We start from the raw sequence: 25,704 nt of genomic DNA, 5'->3' as shown, positions 1-25,704 counted from the left end.
GCACCGCGAATCGGCAGGACACACCTCCGAGGTCGGCCCAACCGAGCAGGTCAGGCGCTGGATTCCCTGGGAGCCGTTTGGGAGCCGAACCGCTCCCCGAGCCCCCGCGACACCGCCCCAGACCCAGCCAGCCCAACCCGCTGACCAGCAACAACGCCAAACGCCCAGCTAGCGATCTTGCCACGACGGCATTCACGGCGAAGTCACGGTGCACTCACGGTGCACGGACCGGGAGGTGCGGGGGCCGGCCGGCCGCCGGGTGGTGCCCGGGCCGGGCCGTGGTGGGCGAGGGCCGGCGCGGCGCCGGTACCGCCACGCCCTGGCGCCCGCCCGACACCGCCTCCTGGGCCAGCGCCGCCAGCGAGCGGCGGTCATGCCCCTCGGGCCGCAGCGCGGGATGCGCGGTGACCAGGACCGAGAGCCCACGGGCGGCCGCGACCCGGCGGAAGGACGCCGTGAAGGTGCCTTCGCCGACGTAAGCGGGGAGCGTGCTGGGGACGCCCTGGCTGGCGTACGTGAGGGTGACCGGCCGCACCGGCGCGCCCGCGTCGAGCGCCGCCTGGAAGGTGGCCCGGCGGAACACGCCCCCAGGCGCCGAGCACCAGGTCGTGCCCTCGGGGAAGACGATCACCGTCTCCCCCGAGCGCAGCAGCGCGCCCAGTTCCCGTACCGTCTCCGGCAGACCCCGAAGACCCGTCCGGTCGATGAACCGGGTGCCGGCCCGCCGGACGAGCGGGCCGACCAGCGGCCACCGCGCCACCTCTCGCTTGGCGAGCAGCGTGGCGGGCTGCACCGCGAGCAGGGCGAGGGCGTCGAGCCACGAGATGTGGTTGGCCACCACGAGCGTGCCGACCCCCGTAACGGGTTCCGGCACCGCGAGCCCGTCCGTCCCGCCCAGCAGGGACACGCCGAGGTCGGCCAGCAGCGCGCGGGCCCGCCGGCGCAGTTCCTCCCCCTCCTGGAGCCGGCCGCCGGCCGCCGCGGCCCCGGCGAGGGTGCTGACGAAGGCCGCGTACCGCCGCGCCGTCAGCGCCCTGGCCGCGCGCGACCGCGGCGGTTCCCCGGTGACGCACGCGGCCGTGCACGGCGAGAGCGCGGCCCAGGGACTGCCGATCACCGGTCCTCGCCGAGGTAGTACCGCCGGTAGCGCTCGTTCATCCGCTCCAGGTCGAGCAGGACGAAGAAGTCGGCGTCCCCGAAGTCCCGGTCGTGCGCGGGCGCCCCGCACATCCAGGCGCCGACCCGCAGATAGCCGCGGAGCAGGGCCGGCAGCGAGGACAGGTTCGGCTCGGCGGACAGCGGCCCCGGCGGCATCCACGGGTCGCGGGGGTGGACGCGCAGCTCGGGCGGGCAGGCGTACTTCCTGGTGCCGAGCAGCCACGCGGCGGCCGCCGCCTCGCCCCCGTCGTCCAGCGGCACCGAGGCGCAGCCGGCGAGGTAGCGGTGGCCGGACAGCAGTACGTAGCGGGCCAGCCCGGACCACATCAGGTTGATGACGGCGCCGTCCCGGTGGTCGGGGTGCACGCAGGCGCGGCCGGTCTCGACCATGGAGTCCCGCAGGCCGTGCAGTGCGCCGAGGTCGAACTCGGCGTCGGAGTAGAGCCGGGTGGAGCGGCCGGGCGGCAGCAGCCGGTAGGTGCCGACGACTTCGCCGCTGGCGCGTTCGGTGACGATCAGGTGGTCGACGAACCCGTCGAACTCGTCGATGTCGTGGCCGGGGAGCGGCGTGTGCAGGACGGCGCCCTTCTCCTCGGCGAAGATCTGGTAGCGCAGGCGCTGAGCGGCGCGGATCTCTTCCTGGGTGGCGGCGATCGAGGTGACGTAGGAGCGGGTCGGCAGTGAGGTGACCATGTCAGAACAACAACTCCCGTGGTCGGAGCCGGGGGTGGCCGGGCGGGGCGAGTTCGAGCCCGCGCCCATTGATGCCCGGGCCCGGTGCCGGGCCGTCGTCCGCGTGATGTCCACCCGATGAACGCCGAACGGGCGGCACCCCCAGCGGCGGGCCCCGGGGGCCCGCCGACCCCCCACGGGCGGCCGCCCGGCGCCCAGCGGAGGCGTGCCTACGGCCCACCGACCCACCACGGGCCGCTACGGTCGGCCGACCCGCGCCGTCGGCGTTGACGCGCGGCGTTCAGCGGTGCCCATCAGGGGCGCGGGGACTGGGCCGGATACGGCAGGAACAGCCCCTCCGGGCCGGTGACGACCTGCGGGTGCGTCGTGGCTGAGCGCGCAGTTCCTCGCACCCCTTCGGGGCACGGCGCCTCCCGCGGAGGTGAGGGTGGCGCCCGCCAGGGGTGCCCCGGCGCACGGCGGCAACCCCCAGGCGAAGCTCTGGGGGCGGAACTGCGCGCGCAACCCACCACCGGCCGGTGGACCGGAAACGACAGCAACAGCCCCTCCGGGCCGGTGACGACCTGCGGGCCGCGTCGTGGCTGAGCGCGCAGTTCCTCGCGCCCCCTTGGGGCACGGCGCCTCCCGCGGAGGTGAGGGTGGCGCCCGCCAGGGGTGCCCCGGCGCTCGGCGGCAACCCCCAGGCGAAGCTCTGGGGGCGGAACTGCGCGCGCAACCGGCCACCGGGCCGGTGGGTCGGAAAGTCCCTACGGGCTACGCCGGGACGACGTAAGGGAAATCCTTGGGGCGGAGGTCCTTCGCGATCGCGGGGGTCAGGCCGGAGGGGACGGGCATGTTGGTGACCAGCGAAAGCATCGCCTCGGGCGCGTTGTCCGCGTGGGTGCGGCCATTGCGGGTGGCGAAGCCGAAGCTGGCGGGGGTGCCGACCACGTACGGCAGCACGTCGGGGAAGAGCTGCCCCGCGACGGTCTGCCCGTAGCCCTTGGGGTCGGCCGACGTCCCGGTCTTGCCCACGACCGCGGCGACCTGGTCGGCGATGACCCCGCCGGCCGCGCCGAGGTCCTCCGACGGATGCCGGGTGTTGGCGGGGTTGGCGAAATCCGTGTCGCCCGGCCAGAAGATCGGCCACATCATGGGGTGCCCGGCACGGTTGATCTGCCGCCAGCCGCCGGCGTCGGTGGCCAGCTTGGTCGCGCTCCACACCCCGATCCGGGCGCCGGGCCGCAGCGGAGCGTGGTCGTGCGGGACCTCGATGACGATCGTCTCCACCGACGTGTCGGCGAACGTGTTCTTCGCATCCTGCGGGCGCCACGCCGACAGGTCCACCGCCGTGCCCTTCCCGACGGCCCCGTTGACCATGGCCAGCAGGGTCAGGTCGATGTAGAACGGGTCGGCGACCCGCCCGGCCCAGACCCGGATACCGTTCACGGTCGCCGGCTGCCCGGTGCGGCCTTCCAGCACCAGCTCGCCCTCGGCCGAGTCCTCCCGCGCCTCGGGCCCGGTCAGCGTGTGCAGGCGCAGCGCCTGGTTGCCGTCCGCGTCGGCGTCGCCGAAGGAGAAGCGGTAGGTCAGGGTCTCGAAGTCGGCGCCGTCGAAGTGCACCTTGAACTCGTAGCGTGCCTCGGGGTGGAAGCCGGGCTGCGCGTAGACGCCGGTGACGTTGGAGTTGACGTCCATGGCGAACACGGTGCTGTTCTCGCCGGGGAAGACGAAGAGGTCGTCGAGGTAGAGCTGGCCGTTCTGGGCCGCCAGGGGTGTGTCGAGATGGTGAGACATGAAGGGTCCGTTCGTGTCGTGGTCTCGGTCTTCTGGCACTGCCGAGCCGCCCGCCCCGCCGGGCCGACCGGCCGTCGCGCGGTCACCCCGACGGCGGAATCCGATCCTCGGTGCTGTCGCGTTCCGTCCCGCCGACAAGCGGCGGGCACCCATGCCGCCCACTGTGCCGCACCTGTCACCGAGCCGCGACATATCGGACGTACCCCTCCAGACGGCTCCGCGGATCGCCGCGGGCCAGCGCGCCGTTCCGCCGGGAGGCGGCGACGGGCTCGCGCCAAGAGGGCCGGCGGGGGCGGCGGGGCCGGCAGGGGCGGCAAGGGCGGCAGCACAATGGCCCGATCCGGTGAAAGGCGGGGGGAGGCACGCGCGAGGACAAGGCGGGGCGGGCGATACCGGGCGCGCGAGAGGCGAGAGTGGGCTCGCCCTGCACCAGTGGTCACTCCCCTGAGGATCAAGAATGCGAAGAAGTATCGCGGCCGCTTCACTCGTCACCGGTGTCGTGACGACCGCGCTGGCCTGCCCGCTGCCCGCCTCCGCCGAACAGAGCGGGACCACGCCGGTGACGCTCTCGGTCACCAGCGGAACCCTCGACATCAGCGTGCCGACGGGGCCGGTCGCCCTCGGTTCCGTCGGCACCAGCGCCACCCCGCAGACGATCAGCAACCAGCTCGGCAACGTGACGGTCACCGACAGCCGCGGCGGTACGGCCGGCTGGGTCGTCACGGCGAACGGCACCGACTTCGTCGGCCCGCAGAACATCTCGGTCTCCGCCCCCGGCTCCAGCAGCTACACCACCCCGGCGGCCAACACCACCGGCACCGTCAACGTCACCCCCAGCAACCTGAGCCCCCTCTACCCGCCGGGCCCCGTCCAGACCGCCACCGGTGTGTCCGGGAACAACACCGCCACCTGGAACCCGATCATCTCCGTCACGATCCCGGCGAACGCCCTGGCCGGCACCTACAACGCGTCGATCACCCACTCCGTGGCCTGATCGCGGCACCGACAACCCGGGGGATGTCCACTTGCGCAGCTTCGCTCCCGTCCTGGCTCCGGTGGCCGCGGCACTGATCGCGGTCGCCGGACCCGCGTCACCGGCGGCCCACGGGGCGGCTCGGGCGACGGCCCCGGCTACGGCTTCGGCGGCGGCTTCGGCCATGGCCCCGGCTCCGGCCGCCGCCATCGCCCACGCCGACCCGCCGGACCCTGGCGACGGCAGCTTCGGCGTACGGCTCGTGGACGTCCCGGCCGCCCTGGTCAACGACCCACGAGCCCGGCACTACGTCATCGACAACCTGACGCCCGGGACGGGGGTGCGCCGCCGCGTCGAAGTGGTCAACTCCTCCGATGCCACCCTGCGGGTGGACGTGTATCCGGCCGCCGCCCGTATCAGCCACGGCTCCTTCACGGGGGCGGCCGGCGCCACACCCAACGAGCTCTCGTCCTGGACCAGGCCGAACCGAAGGACGCTCGACATCCCCGCGCACGGAAGCGCCCGCGACACCGTGACGATCACGGTGCCCCGTGACGCGGCTCCCGGCGAGCGGTACGCGGTGATCTGGGCGCAGGTCACCGGCCAACGGAGCAGCGGTATCTCCCTGGTGAGCCGCTCCGGCATCCGGATGTACCTCTCGGTCGGCGGCCACAACCCCCCGGCCTCGAACTTCACCGCGCACACCATGACGGCCGAACGCGGTCCCGGCGGGCTCCGGTTGGTCCATGCCCGGATCACCAACACCGGGGGTCGCGCCCTGGACCTGTCCGGCGCCTTGACGCTTTCGTCGGCGCGGGGAAGCCTGCACGCGGGGCCGTACGCCGTCGAGTTGGGGACGAGCCTGGCGCCCGGTCAGTCCGAGCCGGTCACCGCCCCGGTCACCGACGAGGTGATCGACGGCCCGTGGCACGCCACCCTCGAACTGAGAAGCGGGCTGCTCGACAAGAAGATCCGGGCGACCATCACCTTCCCGCCCCAGCGGGGCATCACCACCGCGGCGGTCACGGCCTCGAACAGCCCCGACACCCTCGAACTCGGCATGCTGGCAGCGGGCGTGACGCTCATCGCGGGTTCAACGGCCCTGATCGCCACCACCCGCCGCCGCCGACGCCAAGAACCCCGCTGACCCCCGCCACCCGGCGTGCCCCAAAGGGGCGCGAGGAACTGCGCCACCAGCCACAACACACCCCCAGCCGGCAAGCAACCGCAACCCGCAGCACCTGCCCCGAAGGGGCGCGGGGAACTGCGCGACAAGCCACGACGCACCCGCAGCCGACGACGGCCCGCAAGCCGCAGGGCCTCCCGGTAAGCCCCGGCCGGACCCGCGTTCAGTCCACGCAAAGCACCAAAAGGCACAGCCCGTGATGCGTATGCCCCGGCCTTCCCGGTGCGGTACTCGCGGTCGGCGCGGAGGTCGCCGGAGCAGCAGAGTCGGCGGGCGCGGCCGACGAGGTCGCGGCGGGGGCGCCGCCGCTGGCCGCACCGCCGCTGGCGCTGGCGCTCGGACTCGCCACAGGCACCGCCGTCGTGGCCGTCGGCCGCGCCGAGTGACCGTACGCGACCGGCACGGACGACGGGCCCCCGCCGGGCAGCGCCGCCGTACCGGCGTCATCGGTGACCGGGCGCGTGGCCGGCGCGGTCGGCGCGACCGGCCGGGTGGACGTGCCCGCACCAGTGTGCCGCTGCGGCGCCGCGGCGCTGTGCGGCCCCGCCCCGAGCGCACTCTGCCGGGGCGACGACACGGGCGTGGCGGGGAGCGAGCCGTCGGTCCGCAGGGTCACCGGCGCCACCGTGTCGTACGACGAGGCCGCGGCCGTACCGCCCTTGCCCGCGCCGCCGGCCTGCGTGGCCGCGACGGTCACGCCGCCGCCGAACAGCGCGAAGGCCGTGGCCACCCCCGCCCGGCGCCGGTTCTTCTTCCACCGCTCCACCTGGCGGCGCCGGGCCGCGCGGCCACGGTGCAGGGTGGGGGCGATGGACACCGGTCCGAGGACCGACTGCGTCACGTCCACATCGAGCGGCGGCCCCACGACCGGGGTGAAGGCGGCGGGTTCGTACGGGGCCGGAGCCGGCACGTACGGGACGTACGGCGCCTCGGCCGCGTATCCGGTGAAGGCGCCGGCCCCCGGCAGACCGGGGAGCCCGCCGTCCGCCGGATGCGTACCGCCGGGGTGGCCGCCGGAGATGGCGGCAGGGACGTCCACGTCAGGACCGTGGGCCCCGCACCCTGGGCACACCAGAGCCCCGTTGAGCGTCCGTCGGCACGTGTAGCAGTAGTCCATTCGCGGTCTTTCTGTGCTGTTCGCGCAGCCGAGGAGGGCCGCTGGCCTGTCCACGTCCCCCACCAAGGGGCAGCGGCCTGAAGCTAACAGCCGAAACAGCGGAGGATGAAGTCATGTTGTGAGGTTTTTGAAAAACCTCACACCGCGGCAGGCCGTCGATCGAAGCCGGCCGGCTCGGTGGGAGCCCCCGCGGCGAGAAGAACGCGGGCCGGGCGCCCGCGGGGCCGACGGGACGATAGGGGTGCCGTCGGCCCCGGGCGCTCGGGGTTACGGGGCTGCCACGGGGGCAGCGGGGGCGGCTTCCGCCGGGGCAGCGGCAGGGGCGGCGGGGGCCGGCGCGGCAACCGGGTCGGCCTCGGCCGCCGCGTCGTCGGCGTTCAGTTCGGCTATGAACTCCTCACCGAGCACCTCGCGAGCCGCCTCCAGGTGGTCCAGGTCCACCTCGCCGTGTTCGGCCGCGTGGCCGTCGAGGGCGAGCAGGATGCGCTCGACCGGGACGTGCGAGCCGTTGAGGCGCTGTTCCGCGTAGACGGCGATACCGAGCTTGAGGAAGAGCTTCGCGGCGCGGCGGTGCTCGACGTACTCCTCGACAGCCTCGTCACCCGCCTCGAAGCCCTTCGCGGTGACCTCGACCAGCTTCTGGATAAAGCTCATGCTGCACTCCTGGACACGGTGTTTGGATGCCTTCTGCCGGGTGACCTGCTCAGCGCCGCCGCTCCCGTACGCGGCGACCTTATGGCAAAGAACCGTGGCACTCCGCCGCAAGGTCGACTCTTCTGAACCGGCGTCATATTTGCCCTGTTTGAGGCAAGTTGGGGCGGTGACGCGGAACGGTCCGCCGCGGCGACGAGAACGCCGACGAGAACCGCGGACCGTCCCACAAAGCCCCATGAAGCCCCATGAAGAGGGTGCGGAATGCGTACGCCACCGGTTGTGTTTGACCAGGAATGAACGATTCGTCCGCCGACAAGGGATCCCCCCGGGTCGACCGCGACGCCGTCCGGGAGCGGCTGGCGGCCGAGCGGGCCGGTACGCATACCCAGATCGCCGCACTGAGCAGCGACTTCGAGTCGATCGTCGAGGCGAACGCACTGGTGGCGGTAGACGACGAGCACGACCCCGAGGGGTCGAGCACCGCCTTCGAGCGGGCCCATGTCGCCGCCCTGCTGGCCCGGGCGCGGGACCATCTCACCGACCTGGATCAGGCGCTGAAGCGGCTGGAGCTGGGCGACTACGGACGGTGCGAGGTGTGCGGCGAGCCGATCCCGGTGGAGCGGCTGGAGGTACGCCCGGCGACCCGTGTGTGCGTACGGTGTGCCGCGGCCCGGGCCCGGTGATCCTTTCCGGTGGCGGCACCATTGTGTCCCGCGCCACACCCGCCCTATATTCATGAGAGCGAACTCTCATGAAGGGGCAACTCGATGGAAATCGGTCTGCACGTCCCGGACTTCAGCTATCCGAACGGTCCCGGCGGGCTCGCCGACGACCTGACGCGGGTGGTGACCGCCGCCGAGGAGGCCGGGTTCGCACGGGTCAGCGTGATGGACCACGTCTGGCAGATCGACATGGTGGGTCCGCCGGAGCAGGCGATGCTGGAGGCGTACACCACGCTGGGTTACCTGGCCGCCCGCACCTCGCGCGTCCAGCTTCTCGCCTGGGTGACGGCCGTCAGCTACCGGCAGCCGGGCCTGCTCGCCAAGCTGGTCAGCACGCTCGACGTCCTGTCGAAGGGCCGCGCCTGGCTCGGTATCGGCGCCGCCTGGTACGGCGAGGAGGCCGCCGGGCTCGGGCTGCCGTTCCCCGGCACGGCCGAGCGGTTCGAGCGGCTGGAGGAGACCCTCCAGATATGCCTCCAGATGTGGAGCGAGGACGAGAGCCCGTACGAGGGGCGGCACTACCGGCTCGCCCGCACGCTCAACTCCCCGCAGCCGATCCGCCGCCCGCCGATCCTCATCGGCGGGGGCGGCGAGAAGAAGACGCTGCGCCTGGTCGCCCGCTACGCCCAGGCGTGCAATCTCTTCCCAGGACCCGACCTCGAACGCAAGCTCGACGTGCTGCGTGCGCACTGCGAGGCCGAGGGCCGGGACTACGACGACATCGAGAAGACCGTCATGCTGCCCCTCGACCCGGGCGAGAAGGGCGAGAACATCGACGGCCTGCTGACGCGGCTGCGCGACCTCGCCGCCCTGGGCGTCACCGAAGCGCACGGCCTGATCCCGAGGGTCTGGGAGACCGACCGGCTCGCCCTGCTCGGCCGCGAGGTCATCGCGCCCGCCGCCGATTTCCCCACACCCCCCGCGACCCCCCGCCCCACCACAGACCTGCCCGCTGCCCCTCCCCAGCCCTGACCGGGCCGGGCCAGCGCTGGGGATCGGGCCGGGTGGGGGTGGGGCCGCCGAATTTCTCCCACCCCGAGCAACCCCCCGCCCCACCACAGCCTCCCCCGCTGCCCCTCCCCAGCCCTGACCGGGCCGGGCCAGCGCTGGGGATCGGGCCGGGTGGGGGTGGGGGGTTAGGCGAGGGCGGAGGTGAGGGAGATCGTCGTACCGGTGAGGGCTTGGCTGACCGGGCAGTTGACGCTCGCCTCCTCGGCGGCCTCGCGGAAGGTGTCCTCGTCGATGCCCGAGACCTGGCCCTCGACGGTGAGGTGGATGCCGGTGATGCCGGTGCCCGGCTGGAAGGAGACCGCGGCCTTGGTCGTGAGCAGCGTCGACGGGGTGCCGGCTTTGGCGAGGCTGTTCGACAGGGCCATCGAGAAGCAGCTCGAGATGGCGCCGGCGATCAGCTCCTCGGGGCTGGTCTTCCCGTTGGCCTCCTCGGCACGGGAGGCCCAGGTCACCGGGAAGTGACCGACTCCCGAGGAGTCGAGGGTGATCTCGCCCGTGCCCTTGAGCAGGTCGCCTTCCCATTCGGTCTGAGCAGTGCGCGTAGTGGCCACGAACGGTCCCTCCGGTGCTCGGCTGGCTTCTTTTCTCGTTGTCTTGTCTCGGTGTCCGGGTCGTCGGGTCGGCGGGGGCGTCGGGGGCGTCCCGGTTGTGCCGATCAGCCCGCTCGCCCCGGCCCATCCGATCATCGGTGATCATCCGGTTCAACCGGCTTCCCGGCACGCCGGATGGCTCCCCGGGGAGCCATCCGGGGGCTCCGGGCCGTACGTCCGGGCCGTACGTGGCCCCGGGTCGCGCCCGGCGGGCCCGCGCACGGCTCCCCGCGGCCGCCCGGCCGGCGTGCTGTTGAATGAACAACGGGCTCGCGCCGACCCGAGGCGGAAGACCCCTGGTCCGGAGGCTGTCGGCACGACGATTGGCACTGCGCGTGGATCCGCGTCCCGTTTCCCTGAAGAGCCTGATACCCGCGGTGTTCCTGCCCGTCCTGATCTTTGAGACGGGCATGGGCGCCCTCGCCCCCGTCCTCGCGCTCAGCGGCCGGGCGCTCGGCGCGAGTGTCGGCGCCGCCGGGCTGGTGCTCGCGCTGGTGGGGGTCGGCCAGATCCTCGGTGACATACCCGCCGGGGCGCTGGCGGCGCGGCTCGGCGACCGCAACGCGATGCTGATCGCCTCCTGCGTGACCGCCGTGACGCTGAGCGGCTGCGCCCTGGCGCGCAACGTCTGGGAGCTGGGTGTGGCCGTCACCCTGACCGGGGCGTCCAACGCCGTCATCGTGCTGGCCCGCCAGTCCTATCTCACCGAGGTCGTCCCGCCGGCGCTGCGGGCCCGGGCGATGTCGACGCTCGGCGGCATGGGCCGGGTGGGGGCCTTCGTGGGGCCCTTCCTCGGCGCGGCCGTCCTCGCCGGGCATCCGGTACGGGACATCTACTGGCTGGCGCTGCTGTGCACGGCGGTGACCGCCGTGGTCCTGCTCGCCGTACCGGACGTCGGCGGCGCCGCGCCCGCGGCGGGCGGCAAGCCGGTGCCGGTCCGCTCTGTGCTGCGCGACCACCGCCGGGTCTTCCTCACCCTCGGGCTCGCGGTGCTGCTGGTCGGCTCGGTCCGCGCCACCCGGCAGACGGTGCTGCCGCTGTGGGCCGAGCACCTCGGCCAGAGCGCCTCGTCCACCAGCGTGGTCTTCGGGATCGCCGGGCTGATCGACACGCTGACCTTCTACCCGTCGGGCAAGGTCATGGACCGGGCGGGCCGGCTGTGGATCGCGGTGCCTTCCATGCTGGTGCTCGGCGGGGCGCAGGCTTTTCTGCCGCTGACCCACTCGCTGACCACACTGACCGTGGTGGCGATGGTCATGGGCTTCGGCAACGGAATCGGCAGCGGCATCCTGATGACCCTCGGCGCGGATGTGGCGCCGAAGGAGACCCGCTCGCAGTTCCTCGGCGTGTGGCGCCTGTGCGCGGACTCCGGCAGTGCGGGCGGCCCGTTGGTCGTCTCCGCCGCCGCGTCTCTGGGCAGCTTGGCGGCGGGCATCACGGTGATGGGAGCGGTGGGGGTGGCGGCGGCGGGGGCGTTGCTGCGGTGGGTGCCGAGGTATTCCGCTTTTGCGGTGAGTGGTAGCACGGGGCGGGGGGGGTGCGCCTTGCGGCGCGTTGCCGTCTGCCGGACGCGTCGTGGCTGAGCGCGCGGTTCCTCGCGACCCTGACGGGGCACGTGAGAGCCCCTAGCGCGATTTCCCCGTCCGCGGGCCCGCTGTGGCTTGTCGCGCAGTTCCTCCCCCAGAGCTTCGCCTGGGGGTACCCCCAGCGCCTCCTGACGGGGCACGTGACAGCCCCCTCCGCTTGTACCCCGTCCGCCGGGTGCGTCGTGGTTGCTCGCGCAGTTCCTCCCCCAGAGCTTCGCCTGGGGGTACCCCCAGCGCCTCCTGACGGGGCACGTGACAGCCCCCTCCGCTTGTACCCCGTCCGCCGGGTGCGTCGTGGTTGCTCGCGCAGTTCCTCGCGCCCCTTGCGGGGCTCGTAGAAGTGCCGTCGGCGGGTGTGCCCTGGCTGAGCCCGCAGGTGCCTGTCGGGGCGGGGGAAACGTGCCTGAAAGGGGCGCGGGGAACTGCGCGACAAGCCACGATGCGCCCGCAGACGGGGAAAATCGCGCAAGGGGCAGGTACGGGCCCCGCAAAGGGCACCGTGCCGTGCGGGGTGGGGCGGGGCGGGGGAAGATGGCGGGCGGGGGTCGGTGAGGGAGGCGGGAGCGTGGTGTATCGGGACCGTCAGGACGCCGGCCGGCGGCTGGCCGGCGCGCTGCGCACGCTGCGGGACGAGAATCCGCTCGTGCTGGCGCTCCCCCGCGGCGGCGTACCCGTCGCCGAGGAGGTGGCCCGCGCCCTGGACGCCCCGATGGACGTCTGCCTCGTCCGCAAACTCGGCGTGCCGTTCCGGCCCGAGCTGGCCATGGGAGCGGTGGGCGAGGGCGGCGCCCGCGTCGTCAACGACGAGGTCGTACGCGCCACCGGCGTCTCACCGGCCGAGCTGGCGGACGTCGAGGCCAGGGAGCGGGCCGTGCTGGAGCAGCGGGCCGGGACCTACCGGCAGGGCCGGCCGCCCGCCGACCTCGCCGGCCGTACGGTGATCCTGGTCGACGACGGCATCGCCACCGGCGCCACCGGCCGGGCCGCCGCCCAGGTGGCCAGGGCGCGCGGCGCGGCCCGGATCGTGCTCGCAGCGCCGGTGGCACCGCCCGGGTGGACCGATCGGCTCCTCGACGCCGCCGACACGTATGTGTGTCTCTCCACGCCGCCGCAGTTCACGGCCGTCGGCCAGTTCTACACCGACTTCTCCGAGGTCGGCGACGCGGAGGTGATCGCCACGCTGGCAGCCGCCGCCGACCGGGCGGCCGGCCCGACCGACCCGGCCCGCCCAACCGACCAGGCCCACCCGACCGGCCCGACGGAATCAGCCCCCGCCACGCCGCCCCGGCACGGCGTGCTCCCGGCCGGCTCCCTGCACCTGCCGTACGTACTGACCCTGCCGCCCCAGGCCCCCGCCGTCGTGGTCTTCGCCCACGGCACCGGCAGCGACCACCGCAGCGTACGCAACCGGTCGGTCGCGCGGGCGCTCAACGACATCGGCCTGGGCACCCTGCTCCTCGACCTCCTCGCCCCCGGCGAGAGCCCCCTGGCCGGCGCCGACGCGGCGCTCCTCGCCGGCCGGGTCGCCGCCGCCGTCCGCTGGCTGCGCGAACAGCCGGACACCCAGGGGCTGTCGATCGGCTGCTTCGGCGCGAGTACGGGCGCGGGGGCCGCGCTGTGGGCCGCGACCGAACCGGGCACGGACATCGCGGCGATCGTGTGCCGGGGCGGGCGCCCCGATCTGGCCGAGTCCAGGCTGGACCAGGTCACCGCGCCCACGCTGCTGATCGTCGGCAGCCACGACGCCACGGTGGTCGACCTGAACCGGCAGGCGCAGACCCGGCTGCACTGCCCCAACGACCTCGCGCTCGTACCGGGAGCGGGCCATCTCTTCGAGGAGCCGGGGGCGATGGACGCGGTCGCCCGGCTGACCCGTGACTGGTTCGCCCAGTGGCTGGGCGGGGCGGCGACGCCCGGATCGTGAGCGGAACCGGCCGGCGGCGGCCGCGTACCGGCGCTCACGTACGCGCCCCGCACCGGTGGCGCGGCGAAGAGCTTCCGCCGCGCCACCGGTCGCTCAGGCGGACTGGCAGTCGATCGTGAGGCTGGTCGGCGGCGGCCCGCCGTTGACCACGTACCCGAAGGTGGTCGACGCGCCCACCGCCAACTGCCCGTTGTACGCGGCGTTGTGCGCCGTCGTCCGACCGTCGGACGTGCCCTGGACGGCGTTCCACAGATTGGCGATGGTCTGACCCGACGGCTGGGTCCACGCCGTCGTCCAGCCCGACAGCGCCCCGGAACCGGAGTTCAGCACCGACACCTCGACCTGATAGCCCCCGGTCCAGGCGCTCACCAAGCGGAACGCGGCGGTACACCCCTGCCCGGCCGGCGGCGTACCCCCGCCGGTGGCGCCGCCGTTGGTGGTGCCACCGTTGGTCGTCCCGGTGGATGTCCCGCCGTTGGTCGTTCCCGCCGACGTGCCGCCGTTGGTGGTGCCGGCCGACGTGCCGCCGGAGTCCGAACCGCCGAGGGCGGTGAGGACCGCGGTGTAGGCGGCCTTCTTGGCGTAGTTGCCGTCGAAGAGCAGCGGGGTGTCGCCACTGCGCCAGGAGTACTTGTCGGTGATGCCCCACACCGTCATCCCGGTGCAGCGGGAGACGGCCAGGCACGCGTTGACCACCGTGCTGTAGCTGTTGGCCTGCGCGGTGCCGGAGCCGGCCACGTCCAGCTCGGTGATCTGGACGTCCACGCCGAGGTCGGCGAAGCGCTGGAGGTTCTGCTGGTAGTCACCGGGCACCGGGGACTGGCTGTTGAAGTGGCCCTGGAGACCGACGCAGTCGATCGGCACCCCGCGGGCTTTGAAGTCCTTGACCATGGCGTAGACCGCGTTGCTCTTCGCGTTGACGCCGTCGATGTTGTAGTCGTTGTAGCAGAGCTTGGCGTCGGGGTCGGCGGCGCGGGCGGTGCGGAACGCCTCCTCCATGTAACCGTCGCCGAGCTTGTCCTGGAAGGGTGAGCTGCGCCGCGCGCCGCTGCCGCCGTCCTGGAAGGCCTCGTTGGCCACGTCCCAGGCGTAGATCTCGCCCTTGTAGTGGCGCATGACCTGGGTGATGTGGTTGTCCATCGCCGACTTGAGGTCGGTGGCGTTCAAACTGCTGACCCAGCTTGGCAGTTGGGAGTACCAGACCAGCGTGTGGCCGCGGATCTTCATGCCCTTGCTCTGGGCGTGGCCGACGATCTGGTCGGCGGCGGAGAAGGTGAAGGTGTTGCGGGACGCCTCGACGGCGTCCCACTTCATCTCGTTCTCCGGCGTCACCGCGTTGAACTCGGCGTCCAGCGTGGCCGCGTAGGACGCCTCGCCGAGGTGGTTCGCCGCGACGGCGGTGCCGAAGTACCGGCCGCCGGCCGCCGCCGAGGCACCGAGGGTGCTTGCCGCGTGGGCCGTTCCTGACAGAGCGATCAGGCTGACCGCGGCCACCGCGCCGGTGGTGACGGCGGCGAGGGCGATCCGTGGGCCGTGCCGCCGGGCGGGTTTGGTCCGACCTCGGCCGTGGGGGGATTGCTCGGTCACTTCCGATCCCTTCCTCTGGTTCCGCTGGCGGTCGGGCGGCGCGCGGACGCGACCGCCGGACCGGTGGGGGGCCATTCGCGAGGGCCTTGGCGGCCACGGGAGGTGGTGCCGCGGTACGCGGCGTGGCCGGCGAGAGGTGGATCGTTGGCAACAGTGAACCCAGGGCATCGAAATGTCAACGACGTGGATCCGAAACATTCGGCCAGTGAAGTCGGCCCATCAACGGCACGTCACCGGAAAGGACCCGGAGGACTTGGGAGGACTTCGGGACGCATCCCTTGACGGCCCGTCAGGCCCGCCCTATGGTGCCCGAAACATTCGCGAGAAGGTCGAAAACTTTCGAGAAGGTGGCGGGCGCCGAGCGCTCGCCGCGCCGCCGTCGGGTGAGCGGGAGTCTCCCCCGACGGCGGCACCCGGAAAGGACCGCTTGACACCTACGAGGGCCCGCCAGGATCAGCGGGGGACCCCCGAGCACCCGCGGAGCGACACCGCGGCGGACCTCAGCCCGCTGCCGCCACCGCCGTCGCCGCGGCCGGCACCGTGACCGCGGTCGCGGCAACCGCCGTCGCCGTAGCGGCCGCCGCGGCAACCGCCGCGCCCGCCGCCTCGCCGTGCGGGGCTTCGGCGAGGACCGGTGCGCGGGGCGCCACCACCCGGCCGCCGTCGAGACCGGTAAGCGAACGGAAGACCTCGTGGTGGGCGGCCGGGCGTTCGGCGCGGCCGGGGACCGGGGTCACCTCCACTTCCGTCGCGGACTCGGTGACCGCTATCCGGGCGCCGAGCCGGGGCCGGGGAAGCGGGCCGGCGTCGCCGCGCAGCAGCAGCCGGACCGCCGCCCACGGGAGGTTGACGCCGGTGAAGGCGGTCTGGAAGATCCCGGCGGACGCCCGGGGGTTGGCCTCCAGGAGTACGGGTTCGCCGGCCCGGTGGCGCAGTTGGACGTTGGAGAGATAGGCCAGCTCGAAGTGGCCGACGAGCCTGCGGGCGATCGCGGTCACCGCGGGATCGTCCAGCAGCAGCCGGTAACGGCCCTGTTTGGAGCGCGCGATCGCGGTGATCGTCGAACCGCCGGGAGCCGAGAGGCAGTCGACACTCACCTCGGGTCCATCGAGGTAGGGCATCACCAGGAACTCGGGGATGGACTCGCCCTCGTCGGCGGCCCGGCGGAGCGCGTCCGTCACCGCGCCGACCGAGGCCAGCGGGGCGGCCGGCGCCAGCAGATCACGGACGCGCAGCGGCCGGTCGTCCAGGATCCGGAAGCCGAACGCCGAGTACTCACCGGCGGGTTTGAAGCAGACCCGCTCACCGTCCGCCGCCAACTCGGCGGCCGCCGCCCGGAAACCCTCGGCGTCCGAGACCAGCCGCCACGGCGGTACCGGGACGCCCGCGGCGCCGGCCGCCTCGTACGTACGGCTCTTGCTGGTCAGTACGTCGATCGCGGGCGCCGGCGAGCACATCAGGTGGGTGCCGATCTCGGCGAAGGCGCGGGTCAGGCCGGCGAGCGCGGCCAGCCGTCTGGGCGGGATGAGCACGTCGATGCGGTGCCGACGGCAGAAGTCCAGGGCGAAGGCGCCGTATTCGTCGTCACCGACGTATCGGGGCTCGGCCTCACGGACCTCGCAGGCCGTGAGGGCCGGGGCGTCCCGGTCCACATTGGTTCCGTAGATCTGGACGCTTGCGGCGTCCGGGTTGTCGCGCAGCATCCGCATCACCTGGGTCGAGGCGACCCCCGCGCTGCTGAGCCATATCCGTAGGGCTATCGCGAAGCTCCTTCGTCATCGAGGCGGACCCGGGGCGGGGCATGACCCGTCAGACCGCGGAGCGCCCCCTCGGACGCGGAACGAAGGGGGCACACGGTCATCACCGATCATGTGTGGAGCGGATCGTAGCCTGAATCCGTGTCGCCCAGATTTCACCCGCGGGTCGTGCCTGTGCGGGGGCCGTCCGGGGGTGCGCTTGCGGTCGTCGCCGGACCGTCCGGCGGTACGTGGGTGGGCTTCGCCTGGGGGTGCCCCCGGCCCCTGATGGTGCACTTTGGCCGTGAGGGCCGGCCACCAGGGGGCGCGAGGAACTGCGCGAGCAACCAGCCACCGGCCGGTGGTCCGGCGGCCACCGCAAGGGGCACCCCGAGCGGTCCGAGGGCAACCTGGCATCATCGGGGCGACCCATGCCTGGACGATGGAGGTACCGTGCCGCTGACCTCGGAGCCGCTGCGGAAGCTGGGGTTCTTGACGATCGGATTGTTCGACGAGGCCGATCCCCGGCGCGGGCACGAATCGACGCTGGAGATCATCGAACTCGGCGAGCGGCTCGGCTTCGACAGTGCGTGGGTACGGCACCGTCACCTCCAGTACGGCATCTCCTCACCGGTCGCCGTGCTGGCCGCGGCCACCCAGCGCACCAGCCGGATCGAACTCGGCACGGCGGTCATCCCGGTGGGCTGGGAGAATCCACTGCGGCTCGCGGAGGACCTGGCCACGGTCGACATCCTCTCCGGCGGCCGGCTCAACCCGGGGGTCAGCGTCGGCCCGCCGATGCACTGGGACCGGGTCAAGAGCGCGCTCTACCCGGACACCGCGGAAAGCGAGGACTTCGGCTACCAGCGGATCCGGCGGCTGCTCGGCTTCGTCCGCGGTGAGTCGGTGACGGACTTCAGCGGTACGGAGGGGTTCGAGGTGTTCTCGGACCGGGTGCAGCCGCATTCCCCCGGGCTGGGGCGGCGGCTGTGGTACGGCGGCGCGAGTGTGCGGTCGGCCCGGTGGGCGGGCGAGCAGGGGATGAACTTCCTGACCAGCAGCGTGGTGAAGGCGGAGGAGGCCGAGGACTTCGACGAGATCCAGCTCTCGCACGTCCGGGCGTTCCGGGAGCGGCACCCCGATGGTGAGCGGGCCCGGGTGTCGCAGGGGCTGGTGGTCATCCCGACCGACCACGCGACGGCGGAGCAGCGGGCGAAGTACGAGGAGTTCGCGAGGAAGCGGTTGCCGCGGACGGCGGCGCCGCAGGGTCCGGCCCGCATGCTTTTCGCGCCGGACCTGGTGGGGACGTCGGCGGAGATCGCGGAGCGGCTCTACGCGAGGGCGGCTTTCCGGGAGATCGACGAGGTGGCTTTCGCGTTGCCGTTCACCTTCGAGCGGGAGGACTACGTCCAGATTCTGACGGATATCGCGACGGGACTGGGTCCCGCACTCGGTTGGCGACCGGCTGCGCCGGGGGACGAGCGGTAGCCCGACCGCGGGCGGTCGGAAACGACCGGCACCAATGGGGGGGTTCGCGCCGGTTGCCCGACCGCCGGTCGGTGGGGGCTGAGCGCGCAGTTCCCCGCGCCCCTGGGTTGGCGCACCTTGCCCCCGCGGTTCCGTACCCGGCGCGGTTCGCGCCCCAAGTGGAACCATGCGGCACGTCAGGGGCGCGGGGAACTGCGCGACCAGCCCACCACCGGCCCGCACGGGGCCACCGACGGCCCGTTATCCGGCGCGGTCGTGGGTCGCGGCGGCCTTCAGGAAGAGATCGTGGAGGTCGCGGGCGGCCTGGGAAACCGTGCCGGAGATGCGCCGCTGGATGACCATGAGAATCTCGGTCGTACCGTCGTCGAGCGGGCGGCAGGTGATCGCCCCGCTGCGTTCCAGCGGATCACCGATGACGCTGAAGTCCGGCAGCACGGTGGCGCCCAGCCCCTCGGCCACCATCAGCTTGCCCATCTCCGCGCCGTCGGTGGCGTAGGAGAAGGACGGCGCCCGGCCGGCCAGCAACCGGTGCAGGTAGCGGTGCATGACGTAGCCCGCCCGCATGACCACCAGCGGCTCGGTGAGCAGGTCGTCCACCCCGACCGTACGGAGCGCGGCCAGCGGGCTGTCGGGGCGCACGCAGACCACCGGCCGGCCGCGGAGCAGCTCCGTGGTGTGGAACTCCGGCGGCATGTCGTCGCCGTGCAGATAGTTCACCAGGCCGAGGTCGAAGCGGCCCTCGGTGAGTGCCCGGTGGATCTCGGCGCCCTGCGCCGTGACCACCTCGACCTGGGTCACCGGGTGGTCCGCCCGGAACGCCCGGATCACCGGCACCAGCAGCGGCACGGTCGCCGCGTTGACCGTGCCGAGGCGGACCGTACGGCTGGTGTGGTGCTGGTGGTCGGCGGCCCGCCGGAGCCGGTCGACCGCGTCGAGCACCCCGATGATGTGCGGCAGCAGCTCCCGGCCGTCGTCGCTGATCTTCGCCCCGGAGCGCCTGCGGTCCAGCAGGTCCACCCGGAGCTCGCGTTCGAGGTTGCGCACGGTCTCGCTCAACGCGGGCTGCGACAGGTGGAGTTCGTCCGCCGCGCGGCGCAGCGAACCGAGGCGGGTGACCGCCTCGATGTATTCGAGCTGCTCGATCCGCATCCCGGGGCCACCGTCCTGGGGTCCGTCCGGCGCCGCCGTCAAAGGGCCGGTGAAAGGGAAACCCTATCAACCCTTCGCCAACCCCGACTCGACCCCCGCTCCGGCAGACGCCTACTCTGGCTGTTGGACGGACACCCGCGTCAATCGACAGCCGGGACCGCTCCCTACCGGTGAGAGGGGTGATCGATATGCGCAGCCTGACCAAGCGGCTCCACATCGACCTCGCACGCGTCGCCAGCGCCTGCTGTCGCTGACCCCGCCCGACCGCCGCCCCCGGCCCGCCGGGACCCCGCCGTCAATCACCGGTGGGTGACCCGCGCCCGGCCGCCGCGCGGGTCACCCACCGCGGCCCCCGGTCCCCCGCCCGCCCCGCCGTCCGCGGCCGCCGTCCGGTGGGCGTACCAAGCCCCGGAGCCGCCGCCGTATCCGGGCCGGCGCCCGCCGCGGGCCCGAGCACCGCATGACGAATCGAGGGTTCACACCACATGGCCACCGTCCTGTCCGTCTCCGGAAGCCCGTCCGCCACCTCGCGGACGGCGGGGCTGCTGCGCCGGCTCGACGCCACGCTCGCCGCCGACGGCCACACCGTGGTGCCGCTCGACGTCCGTACGCTGCCGGCCGACGCGCTGCTCGGCGCCGCCCTCGGGCACCCGGCGATCGTCCGGGCCACCGAGCTGTTCGCCGCGGCCGACGGGTTGGTCATCGGCACACCCGTCTACAAGGCCGCGTACTCCGGGCTGCTCAAGACCCTGCTCGACCTGCTCCCGCAGTACGCCCTGGCCGGCAAGACCGTGCTGCCGCTGGCCACCGGCGGCTCGACCGCGCATGTGCTGGCCATCGACTACGCGCTGCGCCCGGTGCTCTCCGCCATGGGCGCCGCGCACATCGTCCCCGGCTGGTTCGTCCTCGACCGGCACATCACCCTCGGCGCCGACGGCGCCGTGGCACTCGACCCCGCCGCCGCCGAGCCGCTCGGCCGTGTCGTCGCCCAGTTCTCAGCCGCACTCGACACCCAGGAGACCCTTCGTGACCGCTCCACCCCGGCCTTCCGCTGACCACCACGCGCACGTCATCGCCGACGAGGCGGAGGCGCTGGCCGTCGCCGCCGAGCTCGCCGCCGAGTTCCGGGCGGGCGCCGCACGCCGCGACGCCGAGCGCGAGCTGCCGCGGGCGGAACTGGACCGGCTCACCGCCGCCGGGCTGCTGGCGATCACGGTCCCGGCCGAGTACGGCGGCGCCGATGTGAGTACGGCCACGCTCGCCGAGGTCTTCCGGCTGCTCGGCTCCGCCGACGCCAGCCTCTCGCAGATCCCGCAGAGCCACTTCGCGTATGTGAACGTGCTGCGGGCCCAGGGCACACCGGCGCAGCGGTCCTTCTTCTTCGGGGAGCTGCTGGCCGGCCGGCGCTTCGGCAACGCGCAGTCCGAGGCGGGCACCAAGCACGTCCAGGACATCCGCACCCGGCTGGAACCGGCGCCGGACGGCGCGGGGTACGTACTGACCGGGCAGAAGCACTACGCGACCGGCGCGCTCTTCGCCGACTGGATCCCGGTGCTGGCGCGGGCCGAGGGTGACGCGCTGCATGTCGCCTACGTGCCGGCCGACGCGGACGGCGTCACCGTGGTGGACGACTGGGAGGGCATGGGTCAGCGCACGACGGCCAGCGGCAGCGTGCGGCTCGACGGCGTGCTGGTGCCCGAGGAGCGGGTGGTGCCGCACCACCTGACCTTCAACGGTCCGCAACTGCACGGCGCGGTGGCGCAGTTGCTGCACGCGGCTATCGACGCGGGGATCGCCGGCGGGGCGCTGGCGGAGGCCGGTGAGTTCGTCCGTACGAAGAGCCGCCCGTGGTTCGAGAGCGGCTTCGAGAAGGCCACCGAGGATCCGTTGCTGATCCAGCGGTTCGGCGAACTGGCCATTCAGGTCAGGGCGGCGGACGCGCTGCTGAAGGAGGCGGCCCGCGCGGTGGACGCGGCCCGCGCGGGGCTGACCGACGAGAGCGCCGCCGCGGCGTCGATCGCGGTCGCGGCGGCCAAGGTGTTCGCGGCGGGGGCGGCGGTCGAGGTGTCGGCGGCGCTCTTCGAGGTGGCCGGCACCCGTGCGGCCGCGCAGTCGCTCAACCTGCACCGCCACTGGCGGGACGCGCGCACGCACACCCTGCACGACCCGACACGCTGGAAGGTGCAGCACATCGGCCGCTACGTCCTGAACGGCACGGTGCCGCCGCGGCACGGTTTGCTGTGACTCCGCCGAAACCGCCCGGGGTGCGACCTGCTGTCGTCGCCGGCCCCCCGGCCGGTGGTGGTTGCTCGCGCAGTTCCTCGCGCTCCTGGGGGGCGCCACCCTCACCCCGGCGGGAGACGCCGTGCCCCAAAGGGGCGCGAGGAACGGCGCGACCAGCCACAACGCACCCGCAGGTCGTCACCGGCCCAAAGGGGAGCAACCGCACGACCTGTCGACCCGCAGCGCACGTATGAAACGCCGTAGTGACCAAGCCGATCGGAGAGCTCTCGTGACCTTGACCTTCCACTGGTTCCTTCCCACCTACGGTGACAGCCGGCACGTTGTCGGCGGCGGGCACGGCACCCCGGTCGGCGGGGCCGGCGGGGACCGGCCGGCGACGCTCGGGTATCTCACCCAGATCGCCCGTGCCGCCGAGGAGCTCGGCTTCGTCGGCGCGCTGACCCCCACCGGGGCCTGGTGCGAGGACGCGTGGCTGACCACCGCCATGCTCGCCCAGACCACCGAGCGGCTGAAGTTCCTGGTCGCCTTCCGCCCCGGGTCGGTGTCGCCGACGCTGGGCGCGCAGATGGCGGCGACCTTCCAGCGGCACTCCGGCGGCCGGCTGCTGCTCAATGTGGTCACCGGCGGCGAGAGCCACGAACAGCGCGCCTACGGCGACTTCCTCGACAAGGACGCCCGCTACGCCCGCACCGGCGAGTTCCTGCACATCGTCCGGGAGTTGTGGGCCGGCAAGACCGTCGACCTGGACGGCGAGCACCTGCGGGTGGAGGGCGCCAAGCTGGGCCGGCTGCCCGACCCGGTGCCCGAGGTGTACTTCGGCGGCTCCTCACCGGCGGCCGGCGACGTCGCGGCCCGCTACTGCGATGTGTACCTCACCTGGGGCGAGCCGCCCGCGGCCGTCGCGGAGAAGATCGCCTGGATCCGCGGGCTCGCCGCGAAGGAGGGCCGCACGGTCCGGTTCGGCATCCGGCTGCACGTGATCCCGCGCGACACCGCCGAGCAGGCCTGGGCCGAGGCGCAGCGGCTGCTCGACGGCTTCGACCCGGCCGCGATCGCCGCCATCCAGGCCGGCCTGGCCCGCAGCGAGTCCGAGGGGCAGCGTCGGATGCTGGCGCTGCACGGCGGCACCACCGGCGATCTGGAGATCTCGCCGAACCTCTGGGCCGGCATCGGCCTGGTCCGGGGCGGCGCGGGCACCGCGCTGGTCGGCAGCCACACCGAGGTGGCCGACCGGATCGCCGAGTACCACGCCCTGGGCATCGACGAGTTCATCCTCTCCGGCCACCCGCACGTGGAGGAGGCCTACTGGTTCGGCGAGGGCGTGCTGCCGCTGCTCAAGGCCCGCGGGCTGTGGACGCACCCGCTCGACACGGTCCCCGGCGGCCGGGACACCGCCCCCGCGGCGGTGCCCTTCGCCGGGCAGCGCTGAGGCGCGGGCGCCGGAGCGCCGGTACGGACGCCCGCTCCGGTCCGTCGGTCGGGCCGCCGGGCGGCTCTGCGGCGCCCGGCCGCACCGGTCAGCGGCGCCCGGCCGGCATCCGGAGGAAGAAGCCGGCCACCGAGCCCCGGACATGGTCGCCGGCGTGCGGCTCCACCTTCTTGATCATGTGCGGCACGCCGGAGCGCATGACGACCAGCCGGTTGGGCCGCGGCGCCACGTAGTGGCCGATCCGCGTGGTGAGGTGGGCGTTCTGCTCGGCGGGCCGCAGTCCGGGGGCGGCGGCGGAGATCAGCAGCTCCGCCCCCCAGGACGCCTGCCACTCGGGGTGGGCGTAGAAGACGAAGGACGCGGCCCGGTCGCCGGAGTCGTCGTGCCAGGCGAGCCCGGCGCCCTGCGGGTAGAGGAAGGAACGGCAGCTGAAGGCGTGCCAGTCCGCGCCGAACCTGCCGGTCCACGGCTCGATCTCCGGTGCCGCCTCGGTGAGTTGCTTGACCACGCTGTCGGTCGCGGTGCCGGACGGATACACGGCGTGGTCGGGGAAGCGCCCGGCGAAGAGGTCGGCCGGGTCGTTGAGCGTGCCGGGGCCGCTGAGCGGGCTGCCGTCGAGCAGGCCGTAGACCTTGTTCCACGAGCCGTCCCGGCGCCCGTGCACGAAGTGGTAGTCCTCGGTGCGCAGTTGGTCCCACAGCGCGGCCGCGGCATCGTGGCCGAGGAAGTCGTCGAAGACGGCGAAGTCCTCGGTACGGAAGGTCAGCTCCATGGGTGTCCTCCGGTGAGTCGGGGCGGGCGGCGGATGGGTGCCCGGGCGGCGGCCCGGGTCAGGCGGTGAGGGCCTCGGCGGGGGCGGGGACCGGCGGGTGGGCCGGCTCCGACGGCCGCGCGGCCGGTGCGGCCGGTACGGCCGGCGTGGCGACCTGCTGGAGCAGCCGCTGCGCCATCCGGACGCCCAGGCCGTCACCGGAGCGCAGCACCAGCCGCAGCATCTCGGCGGCGGCGCCGGCCCGGCCGTGCGCGAGGTGCACGGTGGCCACGTTGAGCGGGCGCAGCCAGGCCGGCTGCCGGGCCTCCTTCACCGGGCCCTCGTCGATGAACCCCACGTTGGGGCAGTCGGCGAGCCGCTCGGAGAGGTAGGCGGCGAGCTCGCGCGGCGGCATCGGTTCGCAGTACACCAGCGGCGTCAGCAGCTCGGCCGGCGTCAGCACGCGCGGCGCCGCGCTCGCCGGTGCGAGGGGTCCGGCCGCCCGGTAGAGGTGCCGCGGGTCGAGCGGGGTGCGGGCCAGCGGGGTGTGCGGATAGACCCGCAGCCCGCAGGAGTACGCCACCGATACCCCCTGTTCGGCGAGGCGGCGGATGCGCTGGATGGCGTTCTCCAGGGTGGCTGCGCTCTCGCCCGGCTGGCCGAACAGCACCCCGACCTGTGCCTCCATCCATGCCGGCTTGCGGCGCAGCAGCAGCCCGAAGGTGTCGTCCAGGTCCCGCAGCCGGTAGTTCTTGTGGTGGCCGCGCAGCATCCGGTCGTCGAAGGCGTCCACCGAGAAGCTGGGGCGTACGCAGCGGGAGCGGATCAGGGCGTCCATCAGCCGCTCGGAGAACGGCTTGACGTTGAAGTAGCCGTGCCAGGTGATCGCGTCGCCGTGCCGGCTGCCGGCCAGCGTGTCGCACACCTCGATCAGCGCCCGCTCGTACGGCAGGTTGACCTCGGGGGCGGCCAGGTGGAAGTGGGTCAGACCGTACCGCTCGACATACCGCGTCGCCTCGGCGGCGACCGCCGACGCCGGGCGCTCGTCCACCCGGCGGGCGTTGAGCGGGTCGATGCAGTAGGAGCAGCGCAGCGGGCAGCCGGAGTGGCTGCGCAGGGCGGTGGGGATGGCGCGGGCCTTGGCGAAGAGCACGTACTCCGGCGCGATGCTCGGCAGGGTGAGGGACGGCCGGGACAGCACGCCGGGCTCGGGCCGCTTCTCGAAGCTCAGCACGCCCGCCGCGGTACGGACCAAGCCGCCGGGCAGGTCCGCCAGCGTCTCGGCGATCCGCCGCCTGACACCCGCCGGGCCGCCGCCCGCCCCCACGGTCGCGGCCACCCGCGCCACCAGGGTGGCGAAGCCGCTCTCGCCGGGACCGGCCAGACCGAAGTCGAGCCCCAGCCGGTCCATCACCTCCACCGGGCAGGAGGTGAACGCCGCGCCCCCGGCCACCACCGGCAGGGCCGGGTTCCAGGCGCGCAGCACCTCGGTCAGCCCGGCGATCGGCGCGAGATAGTCCACGACGTCGATCCACCGGCCGTCCGGTCCGGGCTCCGGGTCGCAGGCGACCACCGCGTTGTCCATGTTGCGGACCGTCATGGCCACCAGGTCCGGCCTGACCCGGTCCAGCACGTCGGCGAGCAGGCCCGGCGCGTCGAGCGATTCCAGGAACGGGTTGCACAGGGTGATCTCGACCGGCAGCCCGAGGTCCACCACCGAGGCCCGCAGGATCTCAAGACCGTACGGGCTCACCGGCAGGACCTGGTGCGGATTGGCGTACAGCAGCAGCAGGCGCACGGGCGGCAGCTTTCTGTCGGGGGACGTTTCCCGGCGGGGACGGCGGGGACGAGGGGGACGGCGGGGACGAGGAGGACGGCGGGGACGGGGCCGGGCCGGGGGTCCCGGCGCAGCCGGCCGGCGTCATGGGGC

Annotated in this window: 22 protein-coding genes; 11 read left to right on the top strand and 11 right to left on the bottom strand. The window is 73.5% G+C overall.

What is annotated here, in order from left to right; all coding sequences use genetic code 11:
* Window positions 1-214 precede the first annotated feature (214 nt).
* From OG519_RS18120 to OG519_RS18110, 3 genes are all read right to left on the bottom strand, one after another.
* The gene (locus tag OG519_RS18120) at window positions 215-1,117 is read right to left on the bottom strand and encodes a lysophospholipid acyltransferase family protein (protein ID WP_405584767.1); all 903 of its coding nucleotides are present in this window, start codon (window positions 1,115-1,117) and stop codon (window positions 215-217) included.
* A complete protein-coding gene (locus OG519_RS18115) occupies window positions 1,114-1,851 on the bottom strand; it encodes a GNAT family N-acetyltransferase (RefSeq protein WP_405584765.1) in 738 nt (245 codons plus the stop codon). The genes OG519_RS18120 and OG519_RS18115 overlap by 4 nt, the downstream gene beginning before the upstream one ends.
* A 753-nt stretch (window positions 1,852-2,604) precedes the next feature.
* Complete coding sequence (locus tag OG519_RS18110; protein WP_405584763.1) at window positions 2,605-3,627, bottom strand: DUF4331 family protein; 1,023 nt, start codon at window positions 3,625-3,627, stop codon at window positions 2,605-2,607.
* A gap of 457 nt (window positions 3,628-4,084) precedes the next feature.
* On the opposite strand from OG519_RS18110, the gene OG519_RS18105 reads away from it, so the two are divergent.
* Window positions 4,085-4,621, top strand: coding sequence for a hypothetical protein (locus tag OG519_RS18105; RefSeq protein ID WP_405584761.1), 537 nt, complete (start codon window positions 4,085-4,087; stop codon window positions 4,619-4,621).
* Window positions 4,622-4,784: 163 nt separating this feature from the next.
* Window positions 4,785-5,747, top strand: a complete 963-nt coding sequence (locus tag OG519_RS18100; RefSeq protein ID WP_405584758.1) for a hypothetical protein — start codon at window positions 4,785-4,787, stop codon at window positions 5,745-5,747.
* Between the two features lie 202 nt (window positions 5,748-5,949).
* Here OG519_RS18100 and OG519_RS18095 read toward each other — a convergent pair whose 3' ends face one another.
* The gene (locus tag OG519_RS18095; protein WP_405584755.1) at window positions 5,950-6,825 is read right to left on the bottom strand and encodes a hypothetical protein; all 876 of its coding nucleotides are present in this window, start codon (window positions 6,823-6,825) and stop codon (window positions 5,950-5,952) included.
* Between the two features lie 345 nt (window positions 6,826-7,170).
* Window positions 7,171-7,557, bottom strand: a complete 387-nt coding sequence (locus tag OG519_RS18090; RefSeq protein ID WP_405584752.1) for a hypothetical protein — start codon at window positions 7,555-7,557, stop codon at window positions 7,171-7,173.
* Window positions 7,558-7,850: 293 nt separating this feature from the next.
* Here OG519_RS18090 and OG519_RS18085 point away from each other — a divergent pair, with 293 nt between their 5' ends.
* Both OG519_RS18085 and OG519_RS18080 read left to right on the top strand, forming a co-directional pair.
* Window positions 7,851-8,240, top strand: a complete 390-nt coding sequence (locus tag OG519_RS18085) for a TraR/DksA family transcriptional regulator (protein ID WP_405584751.1) — start codon at window positions 7,851-7,853, stop codon at window positions 8,238-8,240.
* Window positions 8,241-8,324: 84 nt separating this feature from the next.
* Complete coding sequence (locus OG519_RS18080; protein ID WP_405584748.1) at window positions 8,325-9,251, top strand: LLM class F420-dependent oxidoreductase; 927 nt, start codon at window positions 8,325-8,327, stop codon at window positions 9,249-9,251.
* A gap of 164 nt (window positions 9,252-9,415) precedes the next feature.
* Here OG519_RS18080 and OG519_RS18075 read toward each other — a convergent pair whose 3' ends face one another.
* Window positions 9,416-9,841 carry an OsmC family peroxiredoxin gene (locus OG519_RS18075; RefSeq protein WP_405584746.1) on the bottom strand — a complete coding sequence of 142 codons (426 nt, stop codon included), beginning with the start codon at window positions 9,839-9,841 and terminating at the stop codon, window positions 9,416-9,418.
* Window positions 9,842-10,215: 374 nt separating this feature from the next.
* Between OG519_RS18075 and OG519_RS18070 the strand changes: the two genes are divergently transcribed.
* On the top strand, window positions 10,216-11,463 hold the full coding sequence (locus OG519_RS18070; RefSeq protein ID WP_405584743.1) for an MFS transporter: 1,248 nt from the start codon (window positions 10,216-10,218) through the stop codon (window positions 11,461-11,463).
* Between the two features lie 568 nt (window positions 11,464-12,031).
* The gene (locus tag OG519_RS18065) at window positions 12,032-13,390 is read left to right on the top strand and encodes a phosphoribosyltransferase family protein (protein WP_405584740.1); all 1,359 of its coding nucleotides are present in this window, start codon (window positions 12,032-12,034) and stop codon (window positions 13,388-13,390) included.
* Window positions 13,391-13,483: 93 nt separating this feature from the next.
* Here the strand turns inward: OG519_RS18065 and OG519_RS18060 are convergent, their stop codons facing one another.
* Together OG519_RS18060 and OG519_RS18055 are read right to left on the bottom strand one after the other, a co-directional pair.
* On the bottom strand, window positions 13,484-14,977 hold the full coding sequence (locus OG519_RS18060; RefSeq protein ID WP_405584738.1) for an endo-1,4-beta-xylanase: 1,494 nt from the start codon (window positions 14,975-14,977) through the stop codon (window positions 13,484-13,486).
* A gap of 500 nt (window positions 14,978-15,477) precedes the next feature.
* A complete protein-coding gene (locus tag OG519_RS18055; RefSeq protein WP_405584736.1) occupies window positions 15,478-16,680 on the bottom strand; it encodes an ATP-grasp domain-containing protein in 1,203 nt (400 codons plus the stop codon).
* Window positions 16,681-17,166: 486 nt separating this feature from the next.
* Between OG519_RS18055 and OG519_RS18050 the strand changes: the two genes are divergently transcribed.
* Window positions 17,167-18,201, top strand: a complete 1,035-nt coding sequence (locus OG519_RS18050; RefSeq protein ID WP_405584733.1) for an LLM class flavin-dependent oxidoreductase — start codon at window positions 17,167-17,169, stop codon at window positions 18,199-18,201.
* Window positions 18,202-18,441: 240 nt separating this feature from the next.
* Here OG519_RS18050 and OG519_RS18045 read toward each other — a convergent pair whose 3' ends face one another.
* Window positions 18,442-19,350, bottom strand: a complete 909-nt coding sequence (locus tag OG519_RS18045) for a LysR family transcriptional regulator (RefSeq protein ID WP_405584731.1) — start codon at window positions 19,348-19,350, stop codon at window positions 18,442-18,444.
* A gap of 188 nt (window positions 19,351-19,538) precedes the next feature.
* Between OG519_RS18045 and OG519_RS18040 the strand changes: the two genes are divergently transcribed.
* From OG519_RS18040 to OG519_RS18025, 4 genes are all read left to right on the top strand, one after another.
* Window positions 19,539-19,604, top strand: a complete 66-nt coding sequence (locus OG519_RS18040; protein ID WP_405592810.1) for a putative leader peptide — start codon at window positions 19,539-19,541, stop codon at window positions 19,602-19,604.
* 231 nt (window positions 19,605-19,835) lie between these two features.
* Window positions 19,836-20,405, top strand: a complete 570-nt coding sequence (gene ssuE, locus OG519_RS18035; protein WP_405584729.1) for an NADPH-dependent FMN reductase — start codon at window positions 19,836-19,838, stop codon at window positions 20,403-20,405.
* Window positions 20,377-21,594 (top strand): SfnB family sulfur acquisition oxidoreductase, encoded by a 1,218-nt coding sequence (locus OG519_RS18030; protein WP_405584726.1) that lies wholly within the window; start codon window positions 20,377-20,379, stop codon window positions 21,592-21,594. The genes ssuE and OG519_RS18030 overlap by 29 nt, the downstream gene beginning before the upstream one ends.
* 268 nt (window positions 21,595-21,862) lie before the next feature.
* Window positions 21,863-23,023 (top strand): LLM class flavin-dependent oxidoreductase, encoded by a 1,161-nt coding sequence (locus OG519_RS18025; protein WP_405584723.1) that lies wholly within the window; start codon window positions 21,863-21,865, stop codon window positions 23,021-23,023.
* Between the two features lie 88 nt (window positions 23,024-23,111).
* On the opposite strand, the gene OG519_RS18020 is transcribed toward OG519_RS18025, so the two are convergent.
* Together OG519_RS18020 and OG519_RS18015 are read right to left on the bottom strand one after the other, a co-directional pair.
* Complete coding sequence (locus OG519_RS18020; RefSeq protein ID WP_405584720.1) at window positions 23,112-23,795, bottom strand: 2OG-Fe(II) oxygenase; 684 nt, start codon at window positions 23,793-23,795, stop codon at window positions 23,112-23,114.
* Between the two features lie 58 nt (window positions 23,796-23,853).
* Entirely contained in the window at window positions 23,854-25,572 is a 1,719-nt protein-coding gene (locus OG519_RS18015; protein ID WP_405584718.1) for a B12-binding domain-containing radical SAM protein, read from the bottom strand.
* Between the last annotated feature and the right edge of the window lie 132 nt (window positions 25,573-25,704).

Source organism: Streptomyces sp. NBC_01190 (assembly GCF_045039895.1).
Lineage (GTDB): Bacteria > Actinomycetota > Actinomycetes > Streptomycetales > Streptomycetaceae > Actinacidiphila.
The sequence above is the reverse complement of the archived record's forward strand: the minus strand, read 5'-3'. Positions and strand labels throughout refer to the sequence as shown.